This window comes from Bacillus pumilus (genome assembly GCF_003431975.1).
Taxonomy (GTDB): Bacteria; Bacillota; Bacilli; order Bacillales; family Bacillaceae; genus Bacillus; species Bacillus pumilus_N.
In genome coordinates this window covers 3,044,996-3,063,792 of the sequence record NZ_CP027116.1, presented here as the reverse complement: position 1 = coordinate 3,063,792, position 18,797 = coordinate 3,044,996, and the positions used below count along the sequence as shown (strand labels likewise).

Annotated in this window: 16 protein-coding genes; 15 read left to right on the top strand and 1 reads right to left on the bottom strand. The window is 41.3% G+C overall.

The window, feature by feature from the left end:
* Window positions 1–5 precede the first annotated feature (5 nt).
* The 6 genes from essB to C5695_RS15930 all read left to right on the top strand — a co-directional run bounded on the left by essB (window position 6) and on the right by C5695_RS15930 (window position 10,750).
* Window positions 6–1,319, top strand: a complete 1,314-nt coding sequence (gene essB, locus C5695_RS15955) for a type VII secretion protein EssB (protein ID WP_117731547.1) — start codon at window positions 6–8, stop codon at window positions 1,317–1,319.
* Window positions 1,320–1,370: 51 nt separating this feature from the next.
* Window positions 1,371–5,846: a type VII secretion protein EssC gene (gene essC, locus C5695_RS15950; RefSeq protein ID WP_117731546.1), complete on the top strand. Its 4,476-nt coding sequence runs from the start codon at window positions 1,371–1,373 to the stop codon at window positions 5,844–5,846.
* A complete protein-coding gene (esaA, locus tag C5695_RS15945) occupies window positions 5,843–8,755 on the top strand; it encodes a type VII secretion protein EsaA (protein ID WP_117731545.1) in 2,913 nt (970 codons plus the stop codon). Before essC ends, esaA begins: the two co-directional genes overlap by 4 nt.
* The gene (gene essA, locus C5695_RS15940; RefSeq protein WP_117731544.1) at window positions 8,745–9,230 is read left to right on the top strand and encodes a type VII secretion protein EssA; all 486 of its coding nucleotides are present in this window, start codon (window positions 8,745–8,747) and stop codon (window positions 9,228–9,230) included. Before esaA ends, essA begins: the two co-directional genes overlap by 11 nt.
* A 97-nt stretch (window positions 9,231–9,327) precedes the next feature.
* Window positions 9,328–10,071: a (S)-benzoin forming benzil reductase gene (locus C5695_RS15935; RefSeq protein WP_187441866.1), complete on the top strand. Its 744-nt coding sequence runs from the start codon at window positions 9,328–9,330 to the stop codon at window positions 10,069–10,071.
* A 145-nt stretch (window positions 10,072–10,216) separates the two neighbouring features.
* Window positions 10,217–10,750, top strand: coding sequence for an HD domain-containing protein (locus C5695_RS15930; protein WP_117731542.1), 534 nt, complete (start codon window positions 10,217–10,219; stop codon window positions 10,748–10,750).
* Here C5695_RS15930 and C5695_RS15925 read toward each other — a convergent pair.
* Window positions 10,747–12,231 carry an esterase/lipase family protein gene (locus C5695_RS15925; RefSeq protein ID WP_117731541.1) on the bottom strand — a complete coding sequence of 495 codons (1,485 nt, stop codon included), beginning with the start codon at window positions 12,229–12,231 and terminating at the stop codon, window positions 10,747–10,749. The genes C5695_RS15930 and C5695_RS15925 overlap by 4 nt on opposite strands.
* A 179-nt stretch (window positions 12,232–12,410) precedes the next feature.
* Between C5695_RS15925 and C5695_RS15920 the strand changes: the two genes are divergently transcribed.
* The 9 genes from C5695_RS15920 (at window position 12,411) to C5695_RS15880 (ending at window position 18,793) form a co-directional block, all read left to right on the top strand.
* Window positions 12,411–12,647 carry a YuzF family protein gene (locus C5695_RS15920; protein WP_003213721.1) on the top strand — a complete coding sequence of 79 codons (237 nt, stop codon included), beginning with the start codon at window positions 12,411–12,413 and terminating at the stop codon, window positions 12,645–12,647.
* Window positions 12,648–12,831: 184 nt separating this feature from the next.
* On the top strand, window positions 12,832–13,935 hold the full coding sequence (locus C5695_RS15915) for an AI-2E family transporter (protein WP_117731540.1): 1,104 nt from the start codon (window positions 12,832–12,834) through the stop codon (window positions 13,933–13,935).
* Between the two features lie 67 nt (window positions 13,936–14,002).
* Window positions 14,003–14,224, top strand: coding sequence for a spore germination protein (locus C5695_RS15910; protein ID WP_117731539.1), 222 nt, complete (start codon window positions 14,003–14,005; stop codon window positions 14,222–14,224).
* Between the two features lie 100 nt (window positions 14,225–14,324).
* Window positions 14,325–14,546 (top strand): spore germination protein, encoded by a 222-nt coding sequence (locus tag C5695_RS15905; RefSeq protein WP_117731538.1) that lies wholly within the window; start codon window positions 14,325–14,327, stop codon window positions 14,544–14,546.
* 96 nt (window positions 14,547–14,642) lie between these two features.
* Window positions 14,643–14,891, top strand: coding sequence for a YueH family protein (locus C5695_RS15900; RefSeq protein WP_117731537.1), 249 nt, complete (start codon window positions 14,643–14,645; stop codon window positions 14,889–14,891).
* 28 nt (window positions 14,892–14,919) lie between these two features.
* Window positions 14,920–15,327 carry a YueI family protein gene (locus C5695_RS15895; RefSeq protein WP_117731536.1) on the top strand — a complete coding sequence of 136 codons (408 nt, stop codon included), beginning with the start codon at window positions 14,920–14,922 and terminating at the stop codon, window positions 15,325–15,327.
* A gap of 60 nt (window positions 15,328–15,387) precedes the next feature.
* On the top strand, window positions 15,388–15,939 hold the full coding sequence (locus C5695_RS15890) for a cysteine hydrolase family protein (protein WP_117731535.1): 552 nt from the start codon (window positions 15,388–15,390) through the stop codon (window positions 15,937–15,939).
* Between the two features lie 17 nt (window positions 15,940–15,956).
* Complete coding sequence (locus C5695_RS15885; RefSeq protein WP_117731534.1) at window positions 15,957–17,426, top strand: nicotinate phosphoribosyltransferase; 1,470 nt, start codon at window positions 15,957–15,959, stop codon at window positions 17,424–17,426.
* Between the two features lie 140 nt (window positions 17,427–17,566).
* Complete coding sequence (locus C5695_RS15880) at window positions 17,567–18,793, top strand: EAL and HDOD domain-containing protein (RefSeq protein ID WP_117731533.1); 1,227 nt, start codon at window positions 17,567–17,569, stop codon at window positions 18,791–18,793.
* Window positions 18,794–18,797: the final 4 nt, after the last annotated feature.

Sequence of the window (18,797 nt, the reverse complement as noted above, 5' to 3'; positions counted from 1 at the left end):
TGTAAATGGCAGATAAAAAGAGTTCCTATTTAGAAGAACAATTAGAAGCAGTCATGAAAAAAGAAGGCGGCACCTACAGCTTCATTTTTCAAAGAGAGACGATTAAGCTCTTAGACGGTTTAGAAGCGGCGCCAATCAAAGACATCAACCCTTCATTCAAAAAAGAGATTCAGTTAACCGAAGATGAGGTCATCATTTCGATTCAACCGCCTCCTGCCTATCAGGAATTTCGTTTCATCCATGCAAAGGATGAAAAAAGCAAATGGATTTTTTCATACCAGCTTGTCGATGCAGTTTGCAAACACGACGTGAAGCGGCTGCATCCTATTGTTTCTCCTGAAAACATTGTTTTTCATCAAGGCTTAGCGCCTGCATTTTTGCATTACGGGGTGAAAGAAAGCATCCCGCCTTATGAAACAGATGAGCATCGTCTGTTAAAAGAAGTCAAAGCTGTCATTCTTCGAGTGGTGGACCATGAATATCAGTTTCAGGAATACGTAGCTTACAGTGAGACGCTGAAATTATCTGAACGGGCAAAAGAAATAAGTGAAACGCATTCTCTGGAAGAATTGTCTGCCTTGATTCAGCAAAAGATCGAAGCAATTGAAACGAAAGAGAAAACGCTATTAACCATTCCGAAAAAGAAATGGAAGATCGAACGATACATTGGATTAGGTCTGCTCGTTCTGTTAATCCCTGCACTGGTGTACACCATTTACACCTTCTTTTTTGCAATGCCGAAACAAGAAGCGTATGTCGAGGCAAACAAATATTATCTCAACAAACAGTACAGCCAAGTGGTGGATACGTTAGAAAAATATTCAGCCAATCAAATGCCGGTCTCTCTTCAATATGAACTGGCCATTTCGTATGTACAAACAAATCAAGGCAACTTGTTACTCGATCAGCATAAAAAGGAAATCACAGATACATACACATTACAGACTGATCCTCAATATTTCCTTTTCTGGATTCATATTGGACAAGGCAATAGCAAGGAAGCACTTGATATTGCACGGGTACTTGGAGACGACCGTTACATATTCACGGCACTCGTTGCCTACCGCAATGATATTCAAAACGATGACAGCCTTTCTGCTGAAGAAAAACAAAAACAGTTAGACCCAATCATTAAAGAAATGGCGAAATATGAAGAAAAAGAAACAACGGAGACAAGCACCAATGACTCCTCGGGCGAAAGCCAAACAGATGAAACAGCTGAACAAAAAGAGCAGTCAAAAGCCGATCAAGAGAAAAAAGAGAAAGAATCTGAAGCGAAAAAGAAAACCTCTCAGACGAAAAAAGATGAGAAAAAATAGTTCTTTCGATACAAATGACAGTTGGTGCTGTCCCATGAGGAGGTGGAGCGTTTGAGTCTTCTTTGGGTTTTTTATGAGGAGGATTATCAAACCGTCCGTTTAGATGAGCAGTTTAATCGAGAAGCTGTGATTGGACCTGAAATAGAGCATACGGTGACAATCCCTTCACTTTCATTTCATGAAGGAGTCATCCGTTTATCTCCCGATGAAGCGAATGATGGCTTCTCCATTTATCAGGGTGAAGAGAAGAAAGGCAAATTACTTCCACATGAACCATATAAGCTTGGTACACTTACACTTATTTTAATGGAAGCACATCATGATCAACACATTTATTACCTAGGAAATAGAGTCGAGCTGTCTTTTTCACGTGAAGAAAAAGATGAGACTGATGTGTGGAAAGAACAAGCACATGCCATGTTTCAAGAGGCCAGCCAGTTTACTTTGGAAAAAATTGAAGGCACTTGGTATGTCATGCCTCAAGAAGAAACGATTTATGTGAACGGGAAAAGAATTCACGGTCCAGAGAAGATTTATACTGGGGATGAGCTGTTTTGGAACTTTCTAACGGTGACATTGAAAGATGATGATTTATTGCAGGTGACTGCATATGAACCATTTCAAACACGTTTGGAAAAAACAAGACCACCAAGCACAGAAACAAAGCAAAAATACCCTTTATATAGACGAACACCACGTTTGATTTATGATCTGCCAGATGACAGGGTGTCCTTTAGCTTTCCTTCGCAGGAGAGTGAAAATAATAGCAGAGGGCTTTGGCTTGTTGTCCTCCCGCCGCTTGTGATGCTCCTTGTGATGGGAATTGTCGCTCTTGTCCAGCCGCGCGGGATCTTTATTGTCGTGTCGATGGCGATGTTTATCATGACCTTAATCACATCGTCCGTTCAATACTTTAAAGAGAAAACACAACGCAAAAGACGGGAAGAGAAACGGCAGAGAGTCTATTCCCTTTACTTAGAAAATAAGCGAAAAGAGCTGCAAGAGCTCTATGATCGTCAGCAATATATTCTGACATATCATTATCCGTCATTTGAACAAATGAAGTACTTAACGTCAGAAATGAGCGGGCGAATATGGGAAAAAACGCTTGTGAGTGATGACTTCTTGCAGCTACGTCTTGGAACGGGCGCCGTTCCATCAAGCTATGAATTATCGATGAGCGGCGGCGATATGGCCAATCGTGACATTGATGACTTAATGGAACAAACGCAGCACATGCAAAATGTCTATCGTGAAGTAAAGGATGTACCGATTACATTCGGTCTAGCGGACGGTCCAACAGGATTGATTGGAAAGCCAGCCATTGTGAAAAAGGAGCTGCATCAGCTTGTCGGACAGCTTGCTTTCTCGCACAGCTATCACGATTTGAGATTCGTCTTTATCTTTCATGAACAGGAGTATGAGAATTGGGAATGGATGAAATGGCTTCCGCACTTCCAGCTGCCTCATACATACGGCAAAGGGTTTATTTACAACGAACAAACACGCGATCAGCTGTTGTCCTCGATTTATGAAATTTTACGTGAGCGTGATTTAGAAGAGGAAAAAGAGAAGAAGATCTTTACACCTCACTTTGTGTTTATCGTGACAAATCACGAGCTTATTGCAGAACATGTGATTTTAGAATACTTAGAAGGCAGCCGGACAGACCTTGGCATCTCCATTATTTTTGCTGCTGAAACAAAGGAAAGCTTGGCTGAAAATATTTCAACGCTTGTCCGTTATATTAACGAAGATGAAGGAGATATTCTCATTCAGCATAAGAAAGCCGTCCGAATCCCATTTCAGCTTGATACACATGAGCGCGGGGACAATGAACTGTTTGCCAGAACACTGAGAACATTAGATCATCAAGTTGGCATGACCAACTCAATTCCAGAAACGGTCTCCTTCCTTGATCTTTTTCATGCCAAACAGGTAGACGATATTGCCATTCGTGAAAAATGGCTCACATCGGAAACGGCAAAATCTTTATCTGTACCAATCGGATATAAAGGGAAAAACGACATTGTCGACTTGAACCTGCATGAGAAAGCACACGGCCCGCACGGTTTGTTAGCGGGAACAACGGGATCAGGTAAAAGTGAATTTTTACAGACGTACATTTTATCGCTCGCTGTACACTTTCATCCACATGAAGTTGCTTTTCTATTGATTGACTATAAAGGAGGCGGAATGGCGCAGCCGTTCCGAAATATTCCTCATTTACTTGGCACCATCACCAATATTGAAGGCAGCAAGAACTTTAGTGAAAGAGCGCTTGCCTCGATTAAAAGTGAATTGAAGAAAAGACAACGGCTATTTGATCAATATCATGTGAATCACATCAATGATTATACGAAGCTCTACAAGGAGAAAAAGGCTGAACAGGCAATGCCTCATTTATTCTTAATCTCTGATGAGTTTGCTGAACTAAAAAGTGAAGAGCCAGACTTTATTAGAGAGCTTGTCAGTGCTGCACGTATCGGCCGAAGTCTCGGAGTCCACCTCATTTTGGCTACCCAAAAGCCAGGCGGAGTCATTGATGATCAGATTTGGAGTAACTCCCGCTTTAAGGTGGCGCTAAAAGTACAAGATGCGTCAGACAGTAAGGAAATTTTGAAAAATAGTGATGCCGCGTCTATTACCGTTACAGGCCGCGGGTATTTACAAGTGGGGAACAATGAAATCTATGAATTGTTCCAGTCCGCTTGGAGCGGTGCACCATATATGGAAGATGGCTACGGATCAGAAGATGACATTGCCATCGTGACAGATACTGGCCTCATTCCATTATCAGGGGTGAGCACAGAGCCAGCAGTGAAAAAAGAGACAGTGACGGAGATTTCTGCTGTTGTAGATGAAATTGAACGTATGCAGCAGGAGCTTGGAATTGAGAAGCTTCCAAGTCCATGGCTTCCACCGCTTGAAGAACGCATTCCCAAAACACGTTATGCGTCAAGTGAAGAGCATGTCTTCCATTTTGCGCTTGTCGATGAGCCAGATCAGCAAAGCCAGCATCCACTTTCTTATCAAATGATGGAAGATGGGAACATTGGTATCTTTGGTTCCTCCGGCTACGGCAAATCACTTGCTGCGACAACACTGCTCATGAGCTTTGCGGAAAGATATTCACCTGAAGAATGGCATGCGTATATTTATGACTTCGGAAACGGGACATTGCTTCCGTTAGCCAAGCTACCGCACACGGCGGATTATTTCTTAATGGATCAAATGAGAAAGATTCAAAAATCAATGACACGTCTGCGGGAAGAAGTGGAATTCCGCAAGCGGTTATTCAGGCAGCAAGAAATGAGTCATATTAAAATGTACAACGCCTTAAATGAGAAAAAGCTCCCGTTCATTTTCATCGTGATCGACAACTTTGACATTGTCAAAGACGAAATGCATGAACTTGAATCTGAATTTATCCAACTCAGCCGTGATGGACAATCATTAGGAATTTACTTCTTGATTACAGCAACTCGGGTAAACGCAGTCCGCCAATCTCTTATGAACAACCTGAAAACAAAGGTCGTCCATTATTTAATGGATCAAGGAGAGGCGTACTCAATTATTGGCAGACCGAAATTCAGCTTAGAGCCGATACCAGGACGAGTCATTATCAACAAAGAAGAGCTTTACTTTGCACAAATGTTCTTGCCAGTTGAAGGAGAGAACGATCTCGAACTGTTTGAGCATTTGAAACAAGAGATACAGCTTCTTCATGACCGCTTTGAAGCATCTGAAAAACCAAAGCCTGTGCCGATGCTTCCTGATAAGCTGACAGTTTGGGAGCTTGAGAGTCGTTTAGATGAACAAAAACCGCCTTATGACATTCCAGTCGGATTAGATGAGGAATCTGTGGCACCTGTTTATTTTGACTTGAAAAAGAATAAACATTGCCTCATCATCGGTCAAACGCAGCGAGGAAAGACAAATGTGACGAAGCTGATGCTTGATCAGCTTTTAGCTGCAAAACCTGAGAAACTGGCCGTCTTTGATTCGATTGATCGGGGTCTATCTCATTATGCAAAAGAAGAGAGTATTGATTACCTTGAAACAAAGGATGATATCACCGAATGGGCTGAGGATATAGACTGCTTGTTTAAGGTGCGGGAAGAGATGTATGTCGAAGCAGTACGCCGGGGAGAGACTGATCAGCTGTCCTTTCCTCAAATTGTGCTTGTGATCGATGGCATTACGCGTTTTCAGCAGACGATCGATCCGCGTCTTCAAGATCAATTGGCTGATTTCATGAAGTCCTATGCACACCTAGGCTTTAGCCTGATCGCATCAGGGAATCATACTGAATTCAGTAAAGGCTATGATGCACTCACAAACGAAATCAAACAAGTACGTCATGCCATGTTACTCATGAAAAAATCAGAGCAAAACATCATACCGCTTCCGTATGCAAGACAAGAACCAGACATTCAGCCAGGCTTCGGATATTTGGTTGAAAACGGGAAAGAGAAGAAAATCCAGGTTCCTTTATGTGCGGTAGAAAGGAAGAGTGTTCAATGACAGAGCAGCAAAAAAGCTCCATCAAAATTGTATCCACCATGATATTAATTCTTGTTCTGCCGGTTTTATTTTTCCACCTCATTGGAGATGACCCCGCAAAACAGAAAAAGAATGCCACGCGTAATATTGCTGTGGTCAATGAGGATATGGGAGCGAGCGAAAGTGAAAACACCGCTCGTTTCGGACAGGATGTCGTGGCAGCATTATCAGAGCGTCCAGATTATACATGGACCGTAGTGAATCGCAGTGCAGCAGAAAATGGACTGAAAAGCAGAAAGTATGACGCTGTCCTCTATATTCCGTCTGATTTCTCAAAAAATGTGCTGAGCTATGATAAAGATCATCCTGAAAAGGCATCTATTCAATTTTCTATTCAAGACCAGCTCAATTCAGTCAATAAAGAAAAAGTGCAAAGAGAGCTGGAAAATGCGCAGAAAAAAATGAACGAACAAATGTCGACGTTATATTGGAGTTTTGTATCACAGGAAATCGGCAATGTCAGAGAAGAGTTTGAACATATTGTCGGGAAAGAAGTCGAATTCCAAAACACGATGTATAACTTCTATAAGCCGAATTCAAACAAACTATCAGACGCCGTTCAGCAACAGAAGAAACAAATAGAAGAATTAAAAAATGCGATGACTGACTCGCAGAAACAGTATAAAGACGGTCTGACTACAACAGAAGAAGCAAAGAACCAGTTAAAGGACTTTGTAAAAGTAGTCGATCAATACCAGCAGTATCAAGATAAACAAAAGGACCTCTTGATCAAAGCGCAATCGACAAACCAAAAACAAATCCAGCAAGGGCTCAAACAGCTAGCTGATATCCAAAACCAAAATGCCCGCAGCTTTAGTGATCAAATGGGCGGACTAAAAACAGATATCAACGGAGTACAAAGTCAGCTAAACACAACGGACAGCGCCATCCAATCTGTTCAAAAGTCAAGAGAGGACGCTATTCCTAAGCAATCAACGGGGTTAAGGGAACTTGTAAAGGCGTCTCAGGAAGAACTGATTAGTAATTATGAAGCTCAATATCTTGCATACATAGGGAATAAAATTACTCCGTTGCAAGAGCAATTGAAATCTTCAAGAAAGGCACTGCTGAATGCAGAGAAACCCTCAGAGAATTCGAATGAGGATTCGAATAATCAAGATGAAGACCCTCAAGACTCGACAGACGATTTGAAAATAGATCTTGAAGAAGAGACTATGAAATTAACTGAAATCTCAACAGAAATAAATCAAGTGGCAGATGAGTTGTCAGAAAATGAAGAAACGATAACACCTACTCCAGAAAATAGTGAAGAAAATCCAAAACAAACTGGGGAAACCAAATCAACGTCAGTTCAATCAAAAGAGCAACTAAAAGCACTATCCCTAAAATTAGAAGAAGTGAAAAAGAATATTGAGGAGAAAACTACAGCTCATAATGATCAATTACAAGGAAAAGTTGATCTTTTGAGTAAAGAATTAAAATCTTTAACAGAAAAAATAGACAAACTAGAAGAAAAAATAATAAGAATAGAAACTAGCAACAATAAAAACATAAGCGATATAAAGAAATCCATTATCAAACAAGAATCTGCTATTACAAGAAAATTAGAGCGTATAGTTACAACTCAATCTCCATTAAATCAATATACATCGAAAATGGATAAACTTGAGGGTTTTAATACAAATTCAGAAAATGCATCTGAATTATTAAAGTATTCAAATGAATTAGCACAGTATGAAGCATTACTTAAAAGCTTCTATCCAAAGAAGGAGCCTTCATCTTTGGTCGATACCAAACCAGATGAAATCGAATCCATCCTCTCCATCAAAAAAGAGGAAACAGAAAACTGGGATACGCTCAAAAATCAAATGCTGACGTCAAACGATGATGTGTCTTCTTTTATTGATGAGATGCAGCAGTTTTCAGATGGCTATGCGGAATACATTTCGACTCAGCAGGCAAGCATGGAGCAGGAATTAAACACAATTTCTGAAAGTGCGGACAATGTAGCTGAGCAAATGGCTGATCAAGGCGATGCAGTGTATACGGCAGACCTTGCAGGCAGTTCAATTGTTGTCAGTGCTCAGGATTCAATTGGTCAGGAAGTGCTTCGTCTTTCTGAAAATATGAGTTCGTTAACAGACCGCCAAAAAGGGGTAGCAGATTATACGAATAACATTGAAGAGAGTGTCACAACAGTTCAAGAAAAAGCAGATACGTTGAATGAAAACTGGAGCAAGAATGTTAACTCTACGAAGCTTGTTCAGCAAGATTTAAAGGGTATTTTAGGAAACACATTAAGCGATCAAGGGAACAGCAACTATGTGTATAACCACTTAGCTAATCCGCTGAAAATCAGCGGCGATGTACCGGAAGAAAAAACGCAGACTGTGCCGCCAGTGGTTATTTTGGTCATTGTAATGATCAGCAGTTTGTTAATTGGCTTTTTCAGCTCGTATTATTCGGCAGCTCCGATGCTTGTCAAAGGTGCATTGTTTGGCATCTTAAATCTGTTGGTCGGTCTCATGATCAGCTTGTTTGGACTGAACATTTACAAGCTTGCAGATGATCAAGCGATTCAATGGTCCATTTTCACGATTTTGCTATTGGTGGCTTGTTCCGCCTTTATTCGCACGGCTTTTCTTTTTGGATCAATTGCCGGATGGATGGCAGCAACGGCGCTTATTTTCTTCTTTGTCGCTCCATTAATTGATTTGGTGATGCCGAATTTCCATTTTACAAATCCAGTGACAGATGTGTACCTGTCCATCCAATATGGAGATGGAGATCACTTTGGAATGGGCGTTATAGGGTTAGTGATTTTAACTGTCCTCTTCATGGCCATACCGCTTGTGACAAAGCTATGGAAAGATAAAACGGAGGAACGTGATGTGACTCATGAGGCTTAATCTGTTCGTGAAAGGGATGGCACTTGGTGTCATGTCCCTTTTTCTCCTTATTCCTGCTGCTTTTGCTGCTGGTGAAGATACGGATACAAATGTCAAGCCGAATGAATATCAGGAAAAAGAACTCAATATAAACTCGAGTATATTGAGAGATCAAACGAAATACGAACAAAGCAAAAAGACATCAACTGTTAAAACAGACATTCATTTTGCTGAACCGCCTAAAACCCCTGGAGGGTCTCTTTCACCACAGCTTTTTAGTGATTTAAAAGAAAACCCGCCCAAAAATTCAGCTCGCATGATGGAAGAGATGAATATCTCTTTTCGTGATGCGGCTGTGTCAGCACCTTCTAGCGAGGATCATGAGAAACAGACATCAACGCTGCTTCCGATCATCTTTGGTTTTTTGATCGTGTTTGGCATCCTCGTGATGTTCATCCTGATTCCAAAGGTGAACGTGAAGGCTGAAAAGAAATAGCCTGTCTCTTAAAAGAGCCAGGCTTTTCTTTATGCAGATTGCTTGATGTCATACCGTTTCCCTACGTAAAATAGGGTTATCAAGGGAGGAGATTGTCATTCGAATTTCAATCGTTACAGGCGGATCAAAAGGATTTGGTCTAGCACTTGTGGACCGCCTGCTTTCACGAGGAGATCATGTGTACACGGCAGCAAGAAGCGCGTCACCAATTTCTCATCCGAAACTTACACATACACAGGTCGACCTGACAGATGAGAAAGCCGCTGCCAAATGGCTACAAGATAGCCTCACGCAGCAAACACTGGCAGCTGCTGATGAGATTTTATTCGTCAATAATGCCGGCATGGTGACACCTATTAAACGTGTGGGGCAAGGCGGTCAGGATATGCTTCATCAGCATTATACGTTGAATCTGATCATCCCCGTTTTGTTGAGTCATGTTTTTGCTAAGCAGGCCCAATCATATAGCGGAAAGAAAACGATCGTTCACCTTTCTTCTGGAGCGGCGAAAAATCCTTATAAAGGCTGGAGTGCGTATTGCAGCTCAAAGGCAGGACTTGATATGTTTATGAGGACTTTGCATGAGGAACAAAAAGATGAGGCGTATCCAATTAACACGTTTTCATTTTCCCCAGGCACGATTGATACAGGTATGCAGGGGGAGATTCGAAAATCATCAAAACAGGACTTCGAACAGATTGACCGTTTTCAGCAATTATATGAAACAGGCAGACTAAAGAGTCCAGGTGAAGTCGCAGGTATTTTGCTTGATCTCTTAGCGGATGATCCAGCTGGCGGAGTAATATATGATGCACGTGAGTATGGAAAAAAGCAGTCATAGCGACTGCTTTTTTCCGTCTTGTACAAGCAAAAACGGCTGATTTGTCATAAGCTAATATCGAGACTCATAGAAAATATGACAGAACATTTGAGTTTCTTTTCAGAATATGTTAGGATGCTAAAAATATAGATAAGGAGGGGTTTCCATGAGAAAGGTTACATTAATGGATGTTTACACCCATCCAGTTGCTCAGAAGTATTTAAATCGTTCAGGAAAAGCCCATGCGATTGCTTGTGCTTATCATGCATTCAAGCTGGCGACGCAGGCTGGAATTAACCCAGACTTAGCTGTGAAAGCAGCACTCCTGCATGACGTCGGTCACTATGAATGGTATACAGCCGGTGGAGAATGGGATTACGAGACATATAGACGAAATGATATTCATGCCATTAAAGGTGCAGAGCGGGCTCATAAACTGCTCATACGGCTCGGAGAGGAACCAAAAGCAGCCAAAGATATTGCACTTGCGATTCTGCTTCATACTGATTCATATTTGCCAGAGGGCGACCTGCATAAGGACACACTCCAGCAAATAGTGAAGAAAGCAGATGAAATGGATGAAGAGCCTGGCGGACATCATCATTACAGACAAATAGATGAATCATTGGCAATGAAAAAAATGGCTGAATTGGATCAGAAAGTGCAGCAGGCACTTCAGCCGATGAAACGCTCTGTTTAGTAGGGAATGTCTCCATGAATCGTTCCGTGCTGATCGACATACAATGTGCGAATCACGGTACGGTTAAATGCAGATGTACCTGATTCAGTAAGGCCGGTGTAGTTCACCGTGACAGAATAAGCACCTTCTTTTTTCAATTGAACGGCTGATGAAGTACTTGTTTTCAAAGGGTGATCCTTTTTTGCATCTTTAAAGTAAGTGGTTTCCACTGTTCTGCTTAACCGTTTAATCAGACCGCTTGAATGGGTCGATGCATCTCCTGAATTCGATGCAGCTGCTTGAATTTCTTCATTCAATGGTGAATCAAAGGACACAAGCAGTAAATAAGGAGCCTTTTTTCCTGAGTTCGATCGAATCGTCCATTCTCCAGGAACGGGTTTATTGATTTGCACATGGTGTGAAAATGCGCCTTCATACGGGAAAGATGCTTCCGATGTCTTAAGGTTTGTTAAGACGTCTCCATTTGGGGCGATGATTTCGGGCTGCGTTTCCTGTCTTTCATTTAACCACTGAATCGATAAGCCATTCGTTCCTTCCTCTACATAAAACGCTTCTGTTTTATCCTTTTCACTTTCTCCGCCTTTCACATAAATATCAGTATTCAGCTCAGCAGAAACGGGTTCTTGTTCCGTTTCTTTTTTCTTTTCAGCACCTGAGACATTTGCCAGCAACTGATGCTGGAACACAGGGAACATACTTGTGCCGTTTTTGATTGAATAGTGATCCCATTTTCCCGTTAAAATATTGTTGGCATACGATAGTCTTGTGCTGCTTACTGTAACAGCGCCATCATTGGCACCAAAGCTTTTTAAATACATGCCGCCTAAATACAGCACCCCGCCAAATGTTCCCCATTCAGAGCCAGAGTAAGTGACATACTTATTAGGATATGTCTCCAGCTGGTCGGTTTCGCTTCGAAAAGCCGCCATGAGACCGGTTTGCAAAGAATAAAGAGCATCACTTTTTTGTCCAAGAATCTTCGCGAGCCAGCTCCCGCCCTTGCTATACGCTAGATCCGCAAGCGGTGTCCCGTAATGAGGGGAGCCAAGTGTGATGACCTTTTCCACATATGGATGGGCATTGAAATACACAAGTGCGGACTGTGTATCGATCCCGCCTTTACTATGACCAATCACAATCATTTTTCTACCAAATACATCATAGATTTCTTTTAATTTTTCTGCTAATAGTTTACCATTCTTTTTGATGTCCTGATCTGGGTGTAAATCTATGAATGCGCTTTCGTATCCGTTCACAACTGCTTGTTTTGCCATGTCGTTTCGATCGGACCATGTGGAGGAGGAGCTGTTAATGCCGTGAACAAAAACAAGTGGTGGTTTTGACTCGTCTTTTTGAACTGGCTCTTCTCCTTTAAACCACTTTCCTGGTGTACCGGGTGCATCTCCAATTGTGCCTGCATACGCATAACTTGCAGAGGAGAGAAAGAGCATGACAGCAACGATACAGAATAATTTTTTCAAGATAATTCACCTCTTCAAAAGATTTAAGTTGTGGGCAGCACCAATCTAGTATACTCCTATAAATTGTAAAAAAATATAAAATGGTAAAAAATGGTAATATAGTTATAGATTTGCGAGTGACATTCACATGGGTCAATGCATACGCTGTGGGTAAATACACAAGTAAAGGGGCAGGTAGGATGGCACAACAAGGAAGTCCACAGCTTGTTTCATTAGTTGATCCATATGTTTATCAAACATTGCAGAAAGTGGTTGGTATGAGATTAATTGTGCAAACAGTGAAAGATACGGTGCGCGGGAAATTGAAGGAAGTCATGCCGGATCATATTGTCATTGAGGCAGGGGCGAAATCAGTTTTTTACGTGAGGATCCAACAAATCGTATCGGTGATGCCTGATCACAGTGAAAGAGTGTAACAAGCAGACGCATAGGTGTCTGCTTTTTTCATGCTTATAGAATGTATATCTTGAAAAAGTGCATGATATACCAATTGTTCTTTTTTTTTTCAAAAAATGAGGTTCTAAAATAAGAAGCAGTTGACAGAAGGTGGGTTGAATAGTAGTTTTTTAATAAGATCAATACGTAACAGGAGGAGCATCTTTGTTAAAATCTAAAGTTCATTTTTGGACATTCCAAATATTACTTGTTTTACTCATTGTCTATGTATCAACAAAGGTTTCGTTTTTATTTCAGCCGATTATTTTATTTGCATCAACACTGTTTGTCCCGATCTTGCTGGCAGGTATTCTCTTTTTCATCTTTAATCCAATTGTTCGGTTTTTGTCCAAGAAAATTCCGAGAACACTTGCTATCCTGATCATTTACCTCCTGTTCATTGGGCTCATCACATTCATCGTGAATGCTGCTGGACCGGTGATTGTCTCGCAGGTCGGTGGACTTCTCAAAAGCTTCCCTGGTTATGTGACGGACATGCAGAAATTTATCAATGATTTCTCTCATTCCAAAACATTTACTTGGATGATGAACCAAGATTATGTGTCTGTTTCAAAATTTGAACAGACAATCGTTTCGACATTAAAAGCTTTACCGGAAAATATTGCCGCAAGCATGTCTGCGGTGTTTGGTGTCATTGCCAATATTGCCTTAGCCGTCATCACTGTTCCGTTCATTTTGTTTTATATGCTGAAAGACGGGCATAAGTTTCCGGACAAGCTCGTTCAATTTTTGCCAATGCCTTACCGTAAGGAAGGATTGAAGATCTTTAAAGAATTAAACGACACACTTGCGGCTTACATACAGGGTCAGATTGTGGTCTGTTTATTTGTCGGAGTGGCATGTTTTATTGGATACTTATTAATTGGTGTGAAATATGCGCTTATTCTCGGTATTATCATAGCGGTCACAAATGTGATCCCATACCTTGGACCATATCTCGGTGCGGCACCAGCTGTGCTGATTGCTTTTCTTGATTCGCCTGGAAAAGCAGTGGTGACTGTGATTGTGATTCTTGTCGTGCAGCAAATTGATGGAAATGTGATTTCTCCATTGATCATTGGGAAACGCCTTAACACACATCCTTTGACCATTATCCTGCTGTTAATTGGAGCCGGAAGCTTTGGCGGAATCCTTGGCATGATCTTTGCAGTCCCTGTCTATGCGCTGCTCAAAGCGATCACCCTGAATATTGTCAGATTGGTTCAGCTGCGTCAGCGGTCTCGTAAAGAACAGCATTTAAACGTATAGGGCAGATGCACAACTATCCTCTTTTTGCATAAGATGATTGACATAAGCAGATAGGGGGGAGATTCTGATGCCTGCAATCGTTGGACCTATTCATATCGAGTCAGTAGGAGGAAACGGTGCAACTACTTTTGGTGATGTACTGGCCATTGCCCCTTTAGCTGTAGACCACTCTACTGGCGGGGCGGGAGCCTTTAATTCAGGTGATTATATGTCTCTTACAAGTGATCCAAATGCGACGATGCTTTGGGACTTCACATTGTTTGGTCAGCCTCAATCATTTAATGCATAGTAAGACAGCTGATGACCACTTATCAGCTGTCTTTTTTATGTTGAATATACACGTATTTTTCTCTTAGGCATATGATGAGGGTAGTAAAGGTGGTGGAAAGATGCCAGCGATTGTTGGGCCTATTCATATAGAACGTGTTTACGGAAATGGGGCGGCACATTTCGGTGATGTTTTTGCCATTTCACCAAAAAGTGTTGATCACTCCGCCGGTGGTTCAGGTACGTATAATGCAGGGGACCTCGTCCAATTTTGTAACAGTCCAAACGTCACTTTTGTTTGGGATTCTAATCTTATTAGTCAGCAAAAAAGCTTCAATGCGTAGCCAGCTTTGAAAGGGAATTCCTTTTCAGAAGCTGTCTTTTTTTATGGTACAATGGATATGGATGTAAGAAGAAAAAAGAGGTGTGAACAGAGTCAAATGAAAATTAGAAAAGCACACATCACAAGCCGGCAACCAAAGACCTACAATGTATATTTACATGAAAATAAAAAAGAATATAAAACGCTTGTTGCCGTACCAGATATTGAATGGAGTATTTCCATTGCGTACGAGGATGAAAAAGAGCAGTTGATCCATACGCTCGAGCAATCCTTAATAGACAGAGCAGAAACAGACGAAGCACGTGAGCTTGCACTAAAGATTGTGCACTGGGTCACAGAAATGTAAATTAAGAAACCAGGAGTGAAAAACAGCGATGAAAGAAGAATCCGTAGACTTTTATTTGCAGCAGGGGATGTTTGGACATGCTGAAACAAAACCAGATGAACGAAGAATGTTTCTCGGCTCATTAAGAGAGCGAGCGCTTCTTGCTTTGACAAAGGGGCAGGTATCACGAAGTAAACCATATCAGGAGGTCGAACAAGTATTGAAGGCCACCCGTCAGGCGACTGTTCTTTTAAATGGTGAGTTGTCCTATGCTTCTTATTCTCAATATGTGAAAATGGCTAATGCCGCTGGATGTTTGTTTAAAGTGGTGAATCATCATGAGGCACATTCTCCTTTTGGTCTTGTGGTAGAGATGCCAAATGCGGTCAATCAAGAGCATATCTATATTGAAGATGAGCTGTTTCAGAAGGCTTTTTCTCACGAATCTGTTGAATAGGTTTCCCTAGTGAAATGAATAGGATATAATGAGTCAAAAGAGCATATGGGAGAGATGCGGATGGGCAAAGCATTAATTTGTATTGATTATACAGTTGATTTTGTTGCAGACGATGGAAAGTTGACATGTGGAAAGCCTGGACAAGCGATTGAGTCTAAGATCACAGAGATCACATCTTCATTTATGGAAGAAGGACATTTTGTCGTCTTTGCAGTCGATCATCATGAACAGCAAGACCCTTATCATCCAGAGACAAAGTTATTTCCACCCCATAATATTCGCGGCACTAAGGGAATTGAACTTTATGGCAAACTAAGTTCACTATTTCACACGTCAAAACATTTAAAGCATGTCTACTATATGGAAAAAACAAGATACTCTGCTTTTGCAGGCACTCAATTAGAAGTGAAACTGCGCGAGCGCGGCATCACTGAGCTTCATTTAGCCGGCGTATGTACCGATATTTGTGTACTTCATACAGCTGTTGATGCGTACAATAAAGGCTTCGAACTTGTGATTCACGAGAAGGCTGTAGCGAGTTTTAATGAAGCGGGGCACGAGTGGGCACTTTCTCACTTTGAGCAGTCGCTTGGTGCGAAAGTGGTTAAGTAAGGGAAGGAGAATGGAAGTTGGAGCATCGGTTTATTGACGACAGTTTATCACTACATACAGATCTTTATCAAATTAACATGGCAGAAACGTATTGGAGAGACGGCATTCATGAGAAGAAGGCAGTGTTTGAACTCTTCTTCAGAAAGCTTCCATTTGACAATGGCTTCGCTGTATTTGCTGGTTTAGAGAAAGCGATTGAATATCTATCGGACTTCTCCTTCACCGAAAGTGATCTAGCGTACTTAAAAGATGAACTCGGTTATAAAAGCGATTTCATTGATTATTTAAGCGGGCTGTCCTTTACAGGAACACTTCATTCAATGCGTGAAGGTGAAATTGTGTTTGCAAATGAGCCGATTATGCGCATCGAGGCAACGCTTGTAGAAGCGCAGCTAATCGAAACAGCCTTACTGAATATCGTGAATTTCCAGACGCTGATTGCAACAAAGGCGGCTCGGATTAAAGGAATTATTGAAGACGAGACAGCACTAGAATTCGGAACAAGACGTGCGCACGAAATGGATGCTGCGATGTGGGGAGCAAGAGCCGCACTTATCGGCGGTTTCCAGGCGACAAGTAATGTTCGTGCTGGGAAACGTTTCAACATCCCAGTATCAGGAACACATGCCCACGCGCTTGTACAAGCATACCGAGATGAATATACAGCGTTTAAAAAATACGCGGAAACCCATACAGACTGTGTCTTTTTAGTCGATACGTATGATACCGTCCGATCAGGTATTCCGAATGCAATTAAAGTAGCGAAAGAATTCGGAGACAACATCAACTTTATTGGCGTCAGACTAGATAGCGGTGACCTTGCATACTTGTCTAAAAAAGCTAGAACGATGCTGGATGAAGCAGGATTCCATGATGCAAAAGTGATTGCATCAAGTGATCTTGATGAACATACCATCATGAATTTAAAAGCTCAGGGTGCCAAAATCGATGTGTGGGGTGTTGGGACAAAACTGATCACAGCATTTGATCAGCCAGCCCTCGGTGCAGTGTATAAACTCGTATCTATTGAAGAAAACGGTAAAATGAACGATACCATTAAAATTTCGTCCAACCCAGAGAAAGTGACAACACCAGGTCGAAAACGTGTGTACCGTATCATCAATCAATTGAATCACCATTCTGAGGGTGACTATATTGCCCTTGAAGAGGAAGATGTTCATAGTGAGGATAAGCTGAAAATGTTCCACCCTGTGCATACATTTATCAGCAAATTTGTGACAAACTTTGTGGCTAAGGATCTTCATGTCCCGATTTTCGAACAAGGAAAGCTTGTATATGACAATCCAGATATTCAAACGATTCAAGCCTATGTGCAGGATAGTCTCGGACTTTTCTGGGAGGAATATAAACGTATCAGCAAACCAGAAGAATATCCAGTCGATCTGAGTCAAAAATGCTGGGATAATAAGATGCAGTTTATCCATGATGTAAAAAATAAAATTAAAAAAGAGCTTTATGAAAGCTAATTTTGGAAGAAAAGGAGATCATCAAGCCGGGTGATCTCTTTTTTTATCTTTTGACTGGTTCAAAGTGAACCATAAGCACAATCATTTGGTATACTGAAAGCACATCTTGTTTGTCATTGCATAAAGGAGGATTGGAGCAGTTGAGGGTGTTTGTTGCGAGACAGCCTATTTTTAACAGAAAAGAACAAGTCGTATCGTATGAGCTGCTTTATAGAGATAGTGAAACCAATACATATAGCGCTGAAGACGGTGATCAAGCGACAACCGACCTCATTATTAACAGTTTTTTAAATATCGGTATCGAAACATTGACAGAAGGCAAACGATGCTACATTAATTTCACCGAAAGTTTACTGTCATCTGATCTGCTCACCTATTTTGATCCGCATCAGCTTGTGATCGAGATATTAGAAAATGTACCGATTACCCCGGCACTTATTATAAGGTGTCAGCAGTTAAAAAAATGGGGGTATACGATTGCACTGGATGATTTTTTTCTAAGCGGAACCCATTATAGTGACAATTTACTTGACGAACTCCTCTATTGCATAGATATTTTAAAAATTGACTTTCTGAAAACCACATCGGAAGAACGAAGAGATATTCTCCATACGTATAAAAAGTATCGACTTCGATTCCTTGCAGAAAAAGTGGAAACGCGAAAAGAATACGAAGAAGCGCTAAAAGCCGGCTTTCATTTGTTTCAAGGGTATTTCTTTAGTGAGCCGCATGTCATATCAGGACGAGCATTATCGACCAGCTTCCATGCGTACCATCAGCTGTTAAATGAGCTGAGCAAGGAACAGCCGAATATCCAGATCGTGACTCATTTTATTGAAAGTGACCTTTCCCTGTCATATCAATTATTGAAAATGCTAAATTCAGGCGGCATGAGACGTCTTTATCAAATCAAAAGTATCCGTCAGGCGATTATCCTGCTTGGATTTAATGAAATTCGTCGCTGGATTTTTATCCTTTCATTTAAAGAACTGAATGTCCAAGCCAACTCAAGCCAAAAAGAAATTATCAAAATGTCCTTCATTCGGGCTAAAACGTGTGAACTAATTGCCAGTCGTACCGAACGAAAGCATCCAGCCTCTTATATGCTGACAGGCATGTTTTCTCTTATTGATACGCTTGTCAGGGCAGATATCACAGAACTTGTGAAAGAGCTGCCGCTTTCTGATGAAGTTGGTGAGGCACTGCTTGGCTATGAAAATGATTATTCATTTGTGCTAGATGTGGCCAAACGGATTGAACGTAATGAATGGGATGATGAGATGTTAAATGGGGAACTCCCGAAGCAAGAAGCCTACGGCTGCTATATAGAAGCCATTGAATGGTGTCATAAAATGTTTGAATCTTGAGAAA